This is a genomic window from Streptomyces sp. NPDC039736 (assembly GCF_055596485.1).
Map to the genome: position 1 here is coordinate 874,426 of NZ_JBVIUQ010000002.1, position 15,079 is coordinate 889,504.

The 15,079-nt window shown below is 74.5% G+C and carries 9 protein-coding genes; 7 read left to right on the forward strand and 2 right to left on the reverse strand.

Annotated features, from left to right (window positions below):
* The first annotated feature begins 234 nt into the window (after positions 1-234).
* Entirely contained in the window at positions 235-3,765 is a 3,531-nt protein-coding gene (mfd, locus tag ACZ56L_RS08955) for a transcription-repair coupling factor (RefSeq protein ID WP_401754051.1), read from the forward strand.
* 399 nt (positions 3,766-4,164) lie between these two features.
* Complete coding sequence (locus ACZ56L_RS08960; protein WP_471062705.1) at positions 4,165-4,890, forward strand: HNH endonuclease family protein; 726 nt, start codon at positions 4,165-4,167, stop codon at positions 4,888-4,890.
* Between the two features lie 76 nt (positions 4,891-4,966).
* On the opposite strand, the gene ACZ56L_RS08965 is transcribed toward ACZ56L_RS08960, so the two are convergent.
* Positions 4,967-5,917: a hypothetical protein gene (locus ACZ56L_RS08965; RefSeq protein ID WP_471062706.1), complete on the reverse strand. Its 951-nt coding sequence runs from the start codon at positions 5,915-5,917 to the stop codon at positions 4,967-4,969.
* Between the two features lie 202 nt (positions 5,918-6,119).
* Here ACZ56L_RS08965 and ACZ56L_RS08970 point away from each other — a divergent pair, with 202 nt between their 5' ends.
* The 5 genes from ACZ56L_RS08970 to ACZ56L_RS08990 all read left to right on the forward strand — a co-directional run bounded on the left by ACZ56L_RS08970 (position 6,120) and on the right by ACZ56L_RS08990 (position 12,436).
* Positions 6,120-8,216, forward strand: a complete 2,097-nt coding sequence (locus ACZ56L_RS08970) for an N-6 DNA methylase (protein ID WP_471062708.1) — start codon at positions 6,120-6,122, stop codon at positions 8,214-8,216.
* Between the two features lie 145 nt (positions 8,217-8,361).
* Complete coding sequence (locus ACZ56L_RS08975; RefSeq protein WP_471062710.1) at positions 8,362-9,138, forward strand: hypothetical protein; 777 nt, start codon at positions 8,362-8,364, stop codon at positions 9,136-9,138.
* A complete protein-coding gene (locus tag ACZ56L_RS08980; RefSeq protein WP_401754036.1) occupies positions 9,135-10,664 on the forward strand; it encodes a serine/threonine-protein kinase in 1,530 nt (509 codons plus the stop codon). The genes ACZ56L_RS08975 and ACZ56L_RS08980 overlap by 4 nt, the downstream gene beginning before the upstream one ends.
* 411 nt (positions 10,665-11,075) lie before the next feature.
* On the forward strand, positions 11,076-11,987 hold the full coding sequence (locus ACZ56L_RS08985) for a class I SAM-dependent methyltransferase (protein ID WP_345222203.1): 912 nt from the start codon (positions 11,076-11,078) through the stop codon (positions 11,985-11,987).
* On the forward strand, positions 11,984-12,436 hold the full coding sequence (locus ACZ56L_RS08990; RefSeq protein WP_471062713.1) for a GtrA family protein: 453 nt from the start codon (positions 11,984-11,986) through the stop codon (positions 12,434-12,436). Before ACZ56L_RS08985 ends, ACZ56L_RS08990 begins: the two co-directional genes overlap by 4 nt.
* Before the next feature lie 73 nt (positions 12,437-12,509).
* On the opposite strand, the gene ACZ56L_RS08995 is transcribed toward ACZ56L_RS08990, so the two are convergent.
* The gene (locus tag ACZ56L_RS08995; protein WP_471062715.1) at positions 12,510-15,041 is read right to left on the reverse strand and encodes a YfhO family protein; all 2,532 of its coding nucleotides are present in this window, start codon (positions 15,039-15,041) and stop codon (positions 12,510-12,512) included.
* Between the last annotated feature and the right edge of the window lie 38 nt (positions 15,042-15,079).

The following is a 15,079-nucleotide window of genomic DNA, read 5'->3' on the forward strand; positions in this document are numbered from 1 at the left end:
CCCCCGGGGGCTCCGCCCCGCCCCAGTGCCCGTGCCGCAAGGGGTCCAGGGCCTCAGCGCCCTCGCCCCCGGAGGGCCGGCCCGCTTCGGCCAGCGGGCCGGCGGACGGCGTCGTAGGCTGGGAGGCCCCGGCCCGTGCGACGTGTCGGGCGGCTCGCGTTGCCCCTTCGGCCCCCGGCCCCCGGGCGTGCGCGGTCCACCTCAGTGATCCAAGCGTTCGGATGGATGCCTTTCATGAGCCTGCACGGCCTGCTGGATGCAGTGGTACGAGACTCGGCGCTCGCCGAAGCGGTCAAGGCCGCCGTCGACGGCAACCGCATGCACGTCGACCTCGTCGGGCCCTCCGCCGCCCGCCCCTTCGCCCTCGCCGCCCTCGCCCGTGACGCCGGGCGGCCCGTGCTGGCCGTCACCGCCACCGGGCGGGAGGCCGAGGAGCTGGCCGCCACCCTGCGGACCCTGCTGCCGGAGGACTCCGTGGCGGAGTTCCCGGCCTGGGAGACCCTGCCGCACGAGCGGCTCTCCCCCCGGTCGGACACCGTCGGGCGGCGGCTCGCCGTCCTGCGCAGGCTCGCCCACCCGAGCCCCGACGACCCGGCCGCGGGACCCGTCAGCGTCGTCGTGGCTCCCGTGCGGTCCGTGCTGCAACCGCAGGTCAAGGGGCTCGGCGATCTCGTGCCGGTGTCCATCAGGTCCGGGCAGACCGCCGAGCTGGGAGCGGTCACCGACGCGCTGGCGGCGGCCGCGTACCAGCGGGTGGAACTGGTCGAGAAGCGCGGCGAGTTCGCCGTACGGGGCGGAATCCTGGACGTGTTCCCGCCGACCGAGGAGCACCCCCTGCGGGTGGAGTTCTGGGGCGACGACGTCGAGGAGATCCGGTACTTCAAGGTCGCCGACCAGCGGTCCCTGGAGGTCGCCGAACACGGGGTGTGGGCGCCGCCGTGCCGGGAGCTGCTGCTGACGGACGACGTGCGGCAGAGGGCCGCCGCGCTGGCCGAGGAGCACCCCGAGCTGGGCGAGCTGCTGCACAAGATCGCCGAGGGCATCGCGGTCGAGGGCATGGAGTCCCTCGCCCCGGTTCTCGTCGACGACATGGAGCTGCTGCTCGACGTGCTGCCCGGCGGCTCGATGACGGTCGTCTGCGACCCCGAGCGGGTGCGGACGCGGGCCGCGGACCTCGTCGCGACCAGCCAGGAGTTCCTCCAGGCGTCGTGGGCGGCCACCGCCGGCGGCGGCGAGGCGCCGATCGACGTCGGCGCGGCCTCGCTGTGGGGCATCGCCGACGTCCGGGACCGGGCGCGCGAGCTCGGGATGATGTGGTGGTCGGTCTCGCCGTTCGCCGCCGACGACGCGGAGTTCGAGGACGACACCCTCAAGCTCGGCATGCACGCCCCCGAGCTGTACCGGGGCGACACGGCCAAGGCCCTCGCCGACACCAAGGGGTGGCTGGCCGACGGCTGGCGCGTGGTGTTCGTGACCGAGGGGCACGGGACCGCCGCCCGTACGGTCGAGGTCCTGTCGGGTGAGGGCATCGCCGCACGCCTGGAATCCGGCCTCGCCGAGCTCTCCCCGAACGTCGTGCACGTCGCCTGCGGCGGCCTCGACAACGGCTTCGTCGACCCGGCGCTCCAGCTCGCCGTCCTCACCGAGACGGACCTGACCGGCCAGCGCACCGCCACCAAGGAACTCGGGCGGATGCCCGCCCGCCGCCGCAAGTCCGTCGACCCGCTCACCCTCCAGGCCGGTGACTTCATCGTGCACGAGCAGCACGGTGTGGGGCGGTACGTCGAGATGGTGCAGCGCACGGTGCAGGGCGCGACCCGCGAGTACCTGCTCGTCGAGTACGCGCCGGCCAAGCGCGGCCAGCCCGGCGACCGGCTGTACATCCCCACCGACCAACTGGAGCAGGTGACGAAGTACGTCGGCGGCGAGGCCCCGACGCTGCACCGGCTCGGCGGCGCCGACTGGACGAAGACCAAGGCGCGGGCCAAGAAGGCCGTCAAGGAGATCGCCGCCGACCTCATCAAGCTGTACTCCGCGCGCATGGCCGCGCCCGGCCACACCTTCGGCCCCGACACCCCCTGGCAGCGCGAGCTGGAGGACGCCTTCCCGTACGTGGAGACGCCCGACCAGTTGTCCACCATCGCCGAGGTGAAGGAGGACATGGAGAAGTCCGTCCCCATGGACCGGCTGATCTGCGGCGACGTCGGCTACGGCAAGACCGAGATCGCGGTGCGCGCCGCCTTCAAGGCCGTGCAGGACGGCAAGCAGGTGGCGGTGCTGGTGCCGACGACGCTGCTGGTGCAGCAGCACTTCGGCACGTTCACCGAGCGGTACGCGCAGTTCCCCGTCAACGTGCGGGCGCTGAGCCGCTTCCAGACCGACACCGAGTCGAAGGCCACCCTCGCGGGGCTCGCGGACGGCTCGGTCGACATCGTCATCGGTACGCACCGGCTCTTCTCCCAGGAGACCAGGTTCAAGGACCTGGGGCTGGTCGTCGTGGACGAGGAGCAGCGCTTCGGCGTCGAGCACAAGGAACAGCTCAAGAAGCTCAGGGCCAATGTCGACGTACTGACCATGTCGGCGACACCCATCCCCCGTACGCTGGAGATGGCGGTCACCGGCATCCGCGAGATGTCGACCATCACCACCCCGCCCGAGGAGCGGCACCCCGTGCTGACCTTCGTCGGTCCGTACGAGGAGAAGCAGATCGGCGCGGCCGTCCGCCGCGAACTGCTGCGCGAGGGCCAGGTCTTCTACATCCACAACCGGGTGGAGTCCATCGACCGGGCGGCGGCCAAGCTGCGCGAGATCGTGCCCGAGGCGCGCATCGCCACCGCGCACGGCCAGATGTCGGAGACGGCGCTCGAACAGGTCGTCGTGGACTTCTGGGAGAAGAAGTTCGACGTGCTCGTGTCGACGACGATCGTCGAGTCCGGCATCGACATCTCCAACGCGAACACCCTGATCGTGGAGCGCGGCGACAACTTCGGTCTCTCGCAGCTCCACCAGTTGCGCGGCCGCGTCGGCCGAGGCCGCGAGCGTGGTTACGCGTACTTCCTCTACCCGCCGGAGAAGCCGCTCACGGAGACCGCGCACGAGAGGCTCGCGACGATCGCCCAGCACACGGAGATGGGTGCGGGCATGTACGTGGCGATGAAGGACCTGGAGATCCGCGGCGCGGGCAATCTGCTCGGCGGCGAGCAGTCCGGCCACATCGCGGGCGTCGGCTTCGACCTCTACATCCGCATGGTCGGCGAGGCGGTGGCCGACTACCGGGCGGCGGTCGACGGGACGGAGGAGGAAGAGGCCCCGCTGGAGGTCAAGATCGAACTCCCGGTGGACGCGCACGTTCCGCACGACTACGCGCCGGGTGAGCGGCTGCGCCTCCAGGCGTACCGGGCGATCGCGGCGGCGACGACGGAGGCGGACATCGCGGCGGTGCGGGAGGAACTCACCGACCGTTACGGCAAGCTGCCCGAGCCGGTGGAGAACCTGCTCCTGGTCGCGGGCCTGCGGATGCTGGCCCGGGCCTGCGGGGTCGGGGAGATCGTCCTCCAGGGCCCGAACATCCGGTTCGCGCCGGTGGAGCTGAGGGAGTCGCAGGAGCTGCGGCTGAAGCGGCTGTACCCGCGGACGGTGATCAAGCCGACCGCGCACCAGATCCTGGTGCCGCGGCCGACCGGCGGGAAGATCGGCGGAAAGCCGGTGGTGGGCCGCGAGCTGCTGTCCTGGACGGGCGAGTTCCTCACCACCATCCTGGGCTGACACCGGCCCGCCCCCGCCGGGAGCCGGGCAAGACACCGCCCGCGAGACCGCGAAGAGCGGCCTCGCGGGCGGGGGTCCGGAGGTGCCGTCCGGTGCCGGACGCCTGCGGTGCGGACGAACGGGACCTTTCAGACGCTACGCCCGGGGACGGGATCACGCGCGCCGGGAGCCGTCGGCGCGACATGTGGAGCGGGACACATTTCGGTGGTACGTCGCGGGTCGGTCCGTCCGTTCGGGGCAGGCATTCCTAGGGTGGGCCGCTCGCCGGAGTGCGACCGCGCGTGGGCCGTTCGCGGTGTGCGACCGCGCGTGGGCCGTCCGCCGGTGCGCAACAGCCGAAGAAGTCGTGGGGTGGGGTTCGTCGTGACAGCTCGTACGTCCAGGAGTGCCTGGAAAGCCGTGTCCGCGGCGGGGCTTGGGGCCGCCCTGCTGCTCGGCGGCGTCGGCTGCGACGCCGTGCGGTCCGGCACGGGGCCCGGTTCGGGGGCGGGTTCGGGTTCTGGGCCGGGCGGCACCGTCGGGAAGCCCGGCTCCGCGCTGGCCGCCGTGGACGACCTCGCCGTCAAGGGCCGGGCCCCGAAGACGGGTTACCAGCGCGCCTCGTTCGGGCGCGCCTGGGCCGACACCGACGACAACGGCTGCGGAACCCGCGACGACATCCTCAAGCGCGACCTGAAGGACGTGGCCTTCGGCGACGCCAAGAAGTGCAAGGTCTCCTCCGGTGTGCTGGCCGACGACCCGTACACGGGCACCCGCGTCGAGTACCGGCGCGGTGCGAGCAAGGTCGACATCGACCACCTGGTGGCGCTGTCGGACGCCTGGCAGAAGGGCGCCCAGCAGTGGAGCAAGGGCAAGCGGCTGGCCTTCGCCAACGACCCGCTGAACCTGCTGGCCGCCGAGGCCTCCGCGAACCGCAGGAAGGGCGACGGCGACACCGCCACCTGGCTCCCGCCGAACAAGGGCTACCGGTGCGCGTACGTCGCCTCGCAGGTCGCGGTGAAGAAGAAGTACGGGCTGTGGGTGACCCCGGGCGAGCGCGACGCCATGAAGGCGGTGCTCAAGGACTGCCCGCGGCAGGGGCTGCCCAGCGGCGGCAACCCGACCGAGGCCCCCGCCGGGCGGTGACGCACGCACCGCGCCCCGGCAGGGCCGCCCCCCTCCAGGGGCCCTGTCGGGGCGCGGCGCGTTCTGCCGCCGGAGCTCAGAGCGTGAGCTCCCACTGCGACGCCTTGTGCTCGAAGCCCGGGGTGATCTCGACGGTCAGGTTCTTCGCGTCGGCCGGGACGCTGAAGGCGTACTTCACGGTGGCCTTCCTGCCGGGCAGGATGCCGCCCTGGAACATCGTGCCGGCGTTCTCGTCGAAGATCTGCTCGGCCTGCGTGCCGTCCTTGCCCGCGCGGGCCGTCGCCAGCACGCCCGTGGCGTCGAACTTCTTCGTCCCCGCATTGTGGATGACCACCGTCACCAGACGGGCCTTGTTGCCCTTGGTGTGACCCGCCGCGTACGCGCTGGGCGTGTACTTCACCGGTGCGGACACCGTGACGGTCAGCTTGTCGCCGTACTCGGCGGAGTCGCCCGCGCCGAGCGCCTTGTCGGTGGCCTTCTCGCCGGACCCGCCCGTGCCGTCGTCCCCGCCCTTGCCGTCGGTCTTCGCCCCGCCGGCCGTGCCGTCCTTCTTGGTGGCCTCCTGCCCCGACAGGGCCTTGTCCACCTCCTTGATCCCCTCGTCGACCGCCTTGAACAGCAGTACCGCGCCCACCACCGACAGGACCAGCGAGACCAGACCGAGCGCCGCGCCGGTCAGGGTCACGCCCTTGTTCGTCGCCTCGCCGCGCTTGACCCGGCCGTGGCCCGTCAGGCCCAGGATCAGCGCGATCAGGCCGAGGATTCCGGCCAGCCAGAACATCAGCGGGATCAGGCCCGACAGCGCGCCGACGATGCCGAGGATCAGGGCTGCGGTGCCCAGGCCGTTGCGGGCGGCGCGGGGCGCGCCGTGACCACCGTAACCACCGTGACCGCCATGGCCGCCGTGATCGCCGTAGGGCCCGCCGCCATGGCCTCCGCCATGGCCTCCGCCATGGCCTCCGGGCGTGCCGTAGTACTGCGGCTCGGGGCCCTGCGGGTGCGTCGGCTGGTGCGAGTACTGAGACATGGGATGCCCTCCGGCGGTGGCCCTCGATGGGGACGGGGTGCGTTGGGTCAATGACAACAGAAGCTGTGAACCGAGTCAACCAAGTTCACGAGAAAGGGAGAGTTCACGCTGTGAAGTGAGGTGTGAACGCGACTGTCGGTATGCTCGGAACACAGCTCATACGCCGAGAGGGGCAACCGCGGTGCCGGACAACGCAACAGAGGTGACCGCAGCCGGAATCGCCCGGCTGGCCGGAGTCGGCAGGGCCGCCGTGAGCAACTGGCGGCGCCGTCACGGCGACTTCCCCAAGCCGGTCGGCGGCACCGAGACCAGCCCCTCCTTCGCGCTCGCCGAGGTCGAGGCCTGGCTCCGCGCCCAGGGCAAGCTGGCCGAGGTCCCCCTGCGCGAGCGCGTCTGGCAGCAGGTGGCGGGCCACCCCGCCGGTGCCAGCACCGCCCTGATGCACACCGGATGCGCGCTCCTTCTCGTACGGGAGAGGCCGACGGCGTGGAAGACCGCCGCCGCCGGGTCCGACGCCCGGTGCGCCGAACTCCTGCCCCTGGCCGTGGCCCAGGTCCTCGACGGACGGCTCGGCGGCGAGTGGCTGCGGGCCGTGCGCACACCGGACCCGGCCGCTCTCGCTTCCTCCGTGCCGCTGCTGCGGGCCGCTGCCGAACTGGCCGCGCAGGACGGGCCGTCGCAGGTCTACGAGTTCCTGCTCGGCCGGCACCTGGACGCCAACCCGCGCCAGTACACGCTCACCCCCGCCGGTCCCGCCGCCCTCATGGCCGCTCTCGCGGGCCGCCCCCGCACCGTCCTCGACCCCGCCTGCGGCACCGCCTCCCTGCTCCGCGCCGTCCTGGAGGCGGGCGGCGAGGCGGACCGGCCGAGCACCCTGTACGCGCAGGACGCCGACCCCGACCTCGCCGCCCTCGCCGCGCTGCGGCTCGCCCTGTGCGTCGACGCCCGCGCCACCGAGGTGCGGGCCGCCGCCGCCGACACCCTGCGCGCCGACGTGTTCCGGCAGGTCGCGGTGGACGCGGTGGTCAGTCACCCGCCGTTCAACGAACGCAACTGGGGGCACGACGAACTCGCCTACGACCCGCGCTGGGAGTACGGCTTCCCCGCCCGCACCGAGTCCGAACTCGCCTGGGTGCAGCACGCGCTGGCCCGCCTGCGCCCGGGTGGCACCGCCGTGCTGCTGATGCCCCCGGCCGCCGCCTCCCGCCGTTCCGGCCGCCGCGTCCGCGCCGACCTGTTGCGCCGGGGAGCGCTGCGCGCCGTCGTCGCCCTGCCCGCGGGCGCGGCCCCGCCGTACGGAGTCCCACTGCACCTGTGGGTCCTGCGCAAGCCGGCCACCGGCACCGGCCCCGGTGCGCGCAACGCCCCGCAACTCCTCGTCGTCGACACCGCCGACCTGTCCGAAGCCGGGCGCGACCGGCTCGACTGGGCCGCCCTGCACACCGCCGTGCTCGGCACCTGGCAGGCCTTCGACAGCGCGGGCACCGTCGAGGAACGCCCCGGTGTGAGCCGCGCCGTGCCCGTCATCGAACTCCTCGACGACGACGTCGACCTCGCCCCCGCCCGGCACCTGCCGCCCCCGGCCGCCGACGGCGGCGCCGCCGAGCTGGCGACCGCAACGGAGGAACTGGCGGACACCCTGCGGCTGACGGCCGAGCTGACGCCGCGCACGGGCACGGGGGCCGGCGCCGAAGCCGGTGCGGGCGCGCCGCCCGCGCACTGGCCCGTCACCACCGTCGGCGAACTCGCCCGCGCGGGCGCGCTGGTGCTGCGCACCGGATCGGCCGGTGGCGGCCCCGACGGCGCGCGGGTGCTCACCGAGCAGGACGTACTCACCGGAAGCGCGGCGTCCGGTACGTCCGCCGACGCCGGGGACGGCGACGCCGTGCTGACCGAGCCCGGTGACGTCGTCGTACCCGTGCTGGGCGGCGGCGCGGTGGCCCGCGTCATCGACCGGGCGGGAGCGGGGGCCGTGCTCGGGCGCAACCTGCACCTGCTGCGGCCGGACCCGGCGGCCCTCGACCCGTGGTTCCTCGCCGGGTTCCTGCGCGGCACCGCCAACAACCGGCAGGCCAGCAGTTACGCCTCCACCGCCGCCCGGCTCGACGTGCGCCGCCTCCAACTGCCCCGGCTGCCGCTCGCCGACCAGCGCCGCTACGGCGACCGCTTCCGCGCGCTCGCCGCGTTCGAGGACGCGCTGCGGCTGGCGGGCAGGCTGGGGGAGCGGCTGGTGCAGCGGTGGTACGACGGGCTGGCGGACGGGACGGTTCCGCCGGAGCAGCCGTCGGAGCAGCAGTAGGGGGGCCTCGGGGCTGCCGTCGGCACGGCCGCCCGGAATAGTGGTCCGATCCGTACAACCCCGGGGCCGTTGTCGGAGTCGCTGTATACGCTCGTCGTCCGTCCCCCAGCACGTTCCGCCACGTGCCGTCACCCCAGGAGCAGCCATGCACGGCCCCGGCCTCACGCCGCCGCGCAGCCAGCCCACGCCCGCCGGGCTGATCACGCTCCGCGTGGTGTTCACGGTGCTCGCCCTCGGCTCCTGCGGACTGCTCTCCTGGGCGGCCCCCCTGCGCACCGCCGTCCTGCGCAAGCGGACCTCGGACTGGCTGCTGTTCGCGGGCCAGTTGGTCGTGGTGATCACCACGGTGATCGTCATGGGGGCGTTCGGCGCGCCGCCGTCCGACGACCCGGACGTGCCGACGCAGTCCAACGGCGTCGACTACGTCTGCCTGGCGATCCTGATCGCCGTGTCGATCGCCTCCGCGACGCACTTCCTGATCGCCGACGTCCAGCACTTCCGGCAGCCGCCGGCCCCGGCGTACGGGTGGGGGACCCCGCCGCCCGCCGGCCCCGGGCACCCGGTCGGCCCGTACGGATACCCGCAGCAGCAGCCCACCGCCGGTCCCGCGTACGGGTATCCGCCGGTACGGGAACAGCCCGTGCACCAGCAGCCCCCCGCACATCAGCAGCCTTCCGTGCACCAGCGTCCTCCCGTGCATCGGCAGCCTCCCGTGCCGCAGTCGCAGCCGTACCAGCCGTCCGGGCAGCCGCAGCCGTACCAGCCGTCCGGGCAGCCGCAGCCCCGGATCAACCAGGTGCGCGCCGAGCTGGACGAACTGAGCGAGCTGCTGCGCAAGGACCCCCGGGACGGCCAGGGCGGTCCGGGCGGCCGGAGCGGCGCGGGCGGCCAGGACGGCCAGGGCGGGGGACGCCGTCCGTGAACGGCCGTGTCATCGCGGGCCGTTACGAGCTCGCCACCCTCATCGGCCAGGGCGGCATGGGCCAGGTCTGGACGGCGTACGACCAGCGCCTCGACCGGCGCGTCGCCGTCAAGCTGCTGCGCCCCGACCGGATGCACGCCGCCACCGAGGCCGAGGACATGCGCCGCCGTTTCGTGCGCGAGTGCCGCGTCACCGCCCAGGTCGACCACCCGGGCCTGGTCACCGTGCACGACGCGGGCAGCGACGACGACGACCTCTACCTCGTCATGCAGTACGTCGAAGGCGCCGACCTCGCCGACCACTTCGCCGAGCACGACGACCCGTACCCCTGGCAGTGGACCGTGTCCGTCGCCGCCCAGTTGTGCGCGGTGCTGGCCGCCGTGCACGCGGTGCCGATCGTCCACCGCGACCTCAAGCCGCGCAACGTCATGGTCAAGCCCGACGGCACCCTCACCGTCCTCGACCTCGGCGTCGCCTCCGTCCTCGACACCGACACCACCCGCCTCACCCACACCGGCACCCCCATCGGCACCCCCGCGTACATGGCGCCGGAACAGGCGATGGGCGGCGCGGTCGGGCCGTACACCGACCTGTACGCACTCGGCGTGCTGCTGCACGAACTGCTCACCGGCGACGTCCCCTTCGCCGGGACGACCGCGCTCGGCATCCTGCACCGGCACCTGTACGAGGCGCCGGCGCCGGTGCGGCGGACGCGCCCCGAAGTGCCGCCGGCCCTGGAGGCGCTCGTCCTGCACCTGCTCGCCAAGGACCCGCAGCACCGGCCCGGTTCGGTGCACGAGGTGTACGAGCGGCTGGCGCCGCTGCTGCCCGCGCGGGGCCTGCCGGCCGGGCCGCTCGACCCGACCCGCCCCTTCCTGCGGCCGCAGGCGCCCTGGCCGGACCGGGCGGCGGCCCCGCCCCCTGCGCCGCCCGTGCAGCCGCCGACTCCCGCGAAACCCGACGTGGCGGGAGCGGTCGACGAGGTCAAGCAGCTCCTCGGCGAGGGCCGCATCACCCAGGCCGTCGACCTGCTCGGCAACATCCTCCCGGCGGCCGCCGCCGAGCACGGCGAGCGCTCCCCGGTGGTGCGCATCCTGCGCAAGCAGTACGCGGCGACCCTGCTGGACGACGGCCAGTACCGGCGCGCGCTGCCCGAGCTGCGCCGCCTGGCCGACGAACGGGCGGCGGAATCGGGGCCGGCGGACCCGCAGGCGCTCCAGTTCCGGTACGACGCGGCGCAGTGCCTGGAGCAGTTGGGCGAACCGGCGGCGGCGCTCGGCGAGTACCGGGTACTGCTCCCGTACTACGAGAACGGCTACGTCTCCGGGGGCGACCCGGCACGGGCCTTCGAACTCCGGCACCGGATCGCGCAGTTGCTGCTGGCGATGGGGGACCACGGGGAGGCGGGGCGGCAGTCGCAGGCGCTGCTCCACGACGTGGAGCGGGTGTACGGCTCGTACCACCCGCTGGTGGGCGAGATCCGGCGCGGGCTGGACCGGCAGCGGCAGTTCGGCGGCCCCCGCTGAGCGGAGGGGGCGGGCCCCGGGCCGTGCGGGCGCGCCGTGGCTGATCGCGCGGGTCCCCGCGCCCGTCGAGGAGCCTCCGCCTCCGGGAGGGGCGCGGGGGCCCCGGGCGGGGCGCGGCGCCCACCGGGTGGGGCGCGGCGCCCACCGGGAGGGTCACGGTGCCCGCCGGGTGGGGCGCGGCGCCCACCGGGAGGGTCACGGTGCCCGCCGGGAGGCCCGTGGGACCCCGTGGGACCCGTGGGACCCCGTGGGAGCCGCGGCGGTCTCGGGGAGCATCGCGGCTGCCTCCAGGAGGCGTCCCGGAGCCCCCCGCAGGGGCCCGGTGCGGCGACCCGCCCCGACACCTCCCCTTCGCCCCGTCGACAGCCGCCCGCCACGCCCCGCACCCCCGCATCCCCTACCGTCCCCGCCATGCCCCTGCTGACGCATCCCCTCGCCCGGCGCGCCCTGCGCCCCCTCGCGGACCTCGTCGACCAGCGCGTACGCAGCCAGACGCGGGGGGCCCGTGCCGAACTCGACGCGCTGCGGGCCGAGGTGGACGCCCTCAAGAAGCAGAGCACGGCCGTCGGTCTGCTCCTCGACCGCACCGGCCGCGGCGCCCACCGGATGCCCTCCGCCGGGCAGATCGACATCCTCGTCGCCCAGGTGGCCGACGTCAGCGGCAGCGGGCACGCCCGGCGGGCGGTGACCTCGGCGTTCCGTACCGTCGTCGCCCTGGAGGCCCTCGGCGTCGGCCGGATGGCGGGCGGCACGTCCAACGTCTGCGGCAAGCTCGCCACCATCCCCCTGCTGGCACCGCCCAAGCACCCCGACGTGCTCGAAATCGGCACCCTGTACGGCCTGTTCGCCACCGCCCTCACGCGGATGCTGCACCGCGAGGGCGTCGAGGCGCGGCTCACCGTCGTCGATCCGCTCATCGGCTCGCAGCTCCAGCCGGACGCCGCGCGGGAGGCGGACGACCCCACGGGCACTCCCGTCCGGGAGGACGTCGTACGGGCGAACCTCGCGCTCGCCGACGCCGACTTCCGTATCCAACGGGGCTTCTCGCAGGACACGGACGTACGGGCCGCGGTGTCCGACCGGCGCTACGGCGTCGTGATCGTCGACGGCGACCACTCCCGCGAGGGCGTCCGCACCGACCTGCGCTGGGCCGAGGAGGTCGTCGCCGACGGGGGCGTCGTCGTCCTCGACGACTACGGCGACACCGCCTGGCCGGGCGTCGGCGAAGCCCTCGCGGAACATCTCGCCGACGGCGGCTCCCGCCTGGAACTGCTGGGCCGGGTGGCCACCTCGGCCTTCCTGCGGGCGCGTCCCGGACAGTGAACCCGCAACTCCTCCAGATCGCGCGCTTCGCCCTCGTGGGCGGGGTCAACACCGCGACCTTCTACGGCTGTTATCTCGTGCTGCACGCCTGGCTGCCGTACTACCCGGCGTACGTGCTGGCGTTCGGGGTGAGCATGGTGGGCTCCTTCTTCCTGAACACGTACTTCACGTACCGGACCCGCCCGACCTGGCGGAAGTTCCTGCTCTTCCCGCTGACGAACCTCACGAACTTCGTGGTGACGTCGGTGGGAGTGTTCGTGCTGGTGGAGTGGTGCAGGGTGGGGGAGCGGATCGCGCCGCTCCTGGCGGCGGCGGCCGCGATCCCGGTCACGTACGTACTGTCCCGGCGCATCCTCCTGACGGAGGGCGACCCGGCCGCCGACGTCCCGGACACCCCTGCGGAACCGGCCCGTCCCACCCCCGCGCCGGGCCGCCCGGGCCCCGGCTGACCGGCCGCCCCGCCCCCCCTGCGCAGGGCGGCTCCCGCCCCGGCCGGCCGGGGCGCACCGCCCCGGAGACGCCTCAAGCCCCCGCGCCCACCCCCGCGACCTCCCCCTCCCGCACCGGGGCCGCCCCCGTCCGCGTCTCCGTCCCCGGCGCCCCGCCCCGCCGCCGGCGCCACCACATCGCCGCCCCGGTCCCCGCCGCACCCACGAGTGCCGCACCCCCCACCGCCGAGCCCGCCCGCAGCCCCGGGGGGTGGAACTCGCACCGCACCAGTCCGCCCCCCGGTCCCACCGGCACCGCCAGCATCCCCAAGTAGGAAGCGGCCGGGACGGGTTCCGCCCCCGCGACGCCGCACCGCCACCCGGCGATCCTCGGCGCCGCCACCACCGCCATCCGGTTCCCCGTGCCTCCCGGCACCCGCGCCTCCACCGTTCCGTCACCGAACGAGACGCCCGACACCTCCGCCGCGCCGCGCAGCTCCCGCACCGCCGCCGCCAGCCGGTCCCCGCGCAGGCACGCCACCTCCGCGCCCCGCTTCCCCGACCCCTCCAGCCGCACCCGCACCCGCCCGTCCCCGGGAGCCACTCCCACCTGCTGCATCGGCGCCCGCACCCGGCCCCGCCTGGCGTCGAAGCCCACCGGCTGCCCCGCGCCCAGCCGCGCCGAACCCTTCAGTCCCGGCGCCCACACGAACACCGGCGCCCCCGGCGTGCACGTCCCCGCCGTCCCCGGCACCCGTTCGTACACCCGCGCCCCCAGCAGCAGTTCCTGGTTGGCGAAGGCGGAACGCCCGTACCCCGCCCCCGCCGGCAGCGCGTCGCGCACCGTCACCAGCGGCGCCGCCTCCCCGCGCACCACCGTGAACTCCGTGTCCGCGCCCTGCCGGTACGTCGACCGCAGCCGCGCCCCCACCCCCCACAGCGCGTCCGTCACCGGGTTGTCCAGGCTGTGCGGGGCGCGCCCGCTGCCGTTCCAGCCGTCGCCCAGCGCGGACAGCGTGCGGGTCAGGACCGCCGACGTGACGCTGCTGTAGTACGAAGCGCCCTGGCCGCCGACCACCATCGCGTCGTTGTGCACCGTCTGCGTCCGGCCCGGGTCCGTCCGGTACCGGGGCCAGCCGTCCACCTCCGCGATCGTCGCCCGGTGCGCCACCTGCCGGGGCCCGTACGGCGCGTGGTCGTCCTGCGCCGCCACCCTCCGCTTCGCCCCCCACGCCGTCGTCAGCGCCGACTGCCCCACCGTGACGCCGATCAGCAGCACCGCCGCCGCCACCGCATACCCGCGACGCGCCCGCCCCTGTCCCCGCTCCCGCCCCAGCAGCACCAGCGCCCCCGCCACCGCCACCAGTCCCAGGGCCGCGCCCGCCCACGACCACCGCACCACGAAGGCACTGCCGGCCCCCGCCAGGCCCACCAGCACCACGCACCCCACGCCACCCCACAGCGCCCGGCGCGGCAGCGCCCCCTCGCCCACCGCCGCCCATCCCGCCAGCACCAGCACCCCGCTCAGCACGAACGTCTGCCGGTACGGGCTCCCGTTCGGCTCCGCGAACGCGTGCCACGCCAAGTGCGTCGGCCCCCACTGCATCGACAGCACCACCAGTACCGCCAGCACCGGCCACCCCACCCGCACCCGTGCCGCCAACCCCCGGTGGAAGGGCAGGGCACACGCCAGCACCAGCACCGCCCCGCTCACGTACATCGCGGGCGAGCTGAAGGAGTACGTCGCCGGCAGCAGCCGCCCCAGCAGGTCCTCCCACCCCGCCGGCCGGAACGTCAGCCCCATCCCCGGATACGCGTGCCGCGTCCCCGCGTACACCGTCAGCAGCAGCGGCGCCGACAGCCCGACGCCCAGCCCCACCACCGCGCACGCCTTCCCGGCCACCCGCAGCCGGGGCCGCCACGGGCCGCCGTCCATCAGCAGGCGCGCCGCGAGCACCAGGCCCGCGCCGAGCGTCGCCATGTACGCCGTGTAGAAGTTCGCCACCCACACGTACGCCACCAGCAGCACGCCGCCGAAGAACCACCGCACCGGCCGCCGGCCGTCCCGTATCGCCTCGCCCACCGCGCACAGCAGGGGGAACGCGATCAGCCCGTCCAGCCACATCGGGTTGTACGACGCTTCGATCACCGACCACCCGCACAGCGCGTACGCCGCCCCCAGCGTGCCCGCCAGCCACCACCGCCCGCCCGGCCGCACGCGCAGCAGCAGCCACGCCATCACCGCCGCCGCCACCGCGATCCGCAGCACCGACGTCACGTACACCGCGAGATCGATCTCCTCGCGCGGGAAGACGGCGACCAGCCACGAGAAGGGGCTCGACAGGTAGGTGCCCACGTCGGGCAGGAAGCTGGAGCCGTACCCCGACTGCCAGTTGATCAGCCAGCCGCCGTCCGCCCGCCCGTGCAGCACGTCCCACAGGTGCGCGTGGAAGGGGACGAACTGCGTTCCCAGGTCGTTCACGTTCCGGTTCATCGCGCCGAAGGGCCGGCTGCCCGCCAGCGCCGACCCCAGGCAGTGCGCGAACGCGGCCAGGACGGCGGCGAGCAGCGACGACGCGACGACGGGACGAACACGCGGGCGGGAAAACCGGAGCCGATTCAGCATGGCTCGACCGTAAACACGCCACCGGCCCTTTCACCACC

Coding starts and splice junctions, on each gene's coding strand:
- mfd (WP_401754051.1), top strand. CDS start 235: ATGAGCCTGCACGGCCTGCTGGATGCAGTGGTACGAGACTCGGCGCTC.
- ACZ56L_RS08965 (WP_471062706.1), bottom strand. CDS start 5,917: ATGTCTCAGTACTCGCACCAGCCGACGCACCCGCAGGGCCCCGAGCCG.
- ACZ56L_RS08975 (WP_471062710.1), top strand. CDS start 8,362: ATGCACGGCCCCGGCCTCACGCCGCCGCGCAGCCAGCCCACGCCCGCC.
- ACZ56L_RS08985 (WP_345222203.1), top strand. CDS start 11,076: ATGCCCCTGCTGACGCATCCCCTCGCCCGGCGCGCCCTGCGCCCCCTC.
- ACZ56L_RS08995 (WP_471062715.1), bottom strand. CDS start 15,041: ATGCTGAATCGGCTCCGGTTTTCCCGCCCGCGTGTTCGTCCCGTCGTC.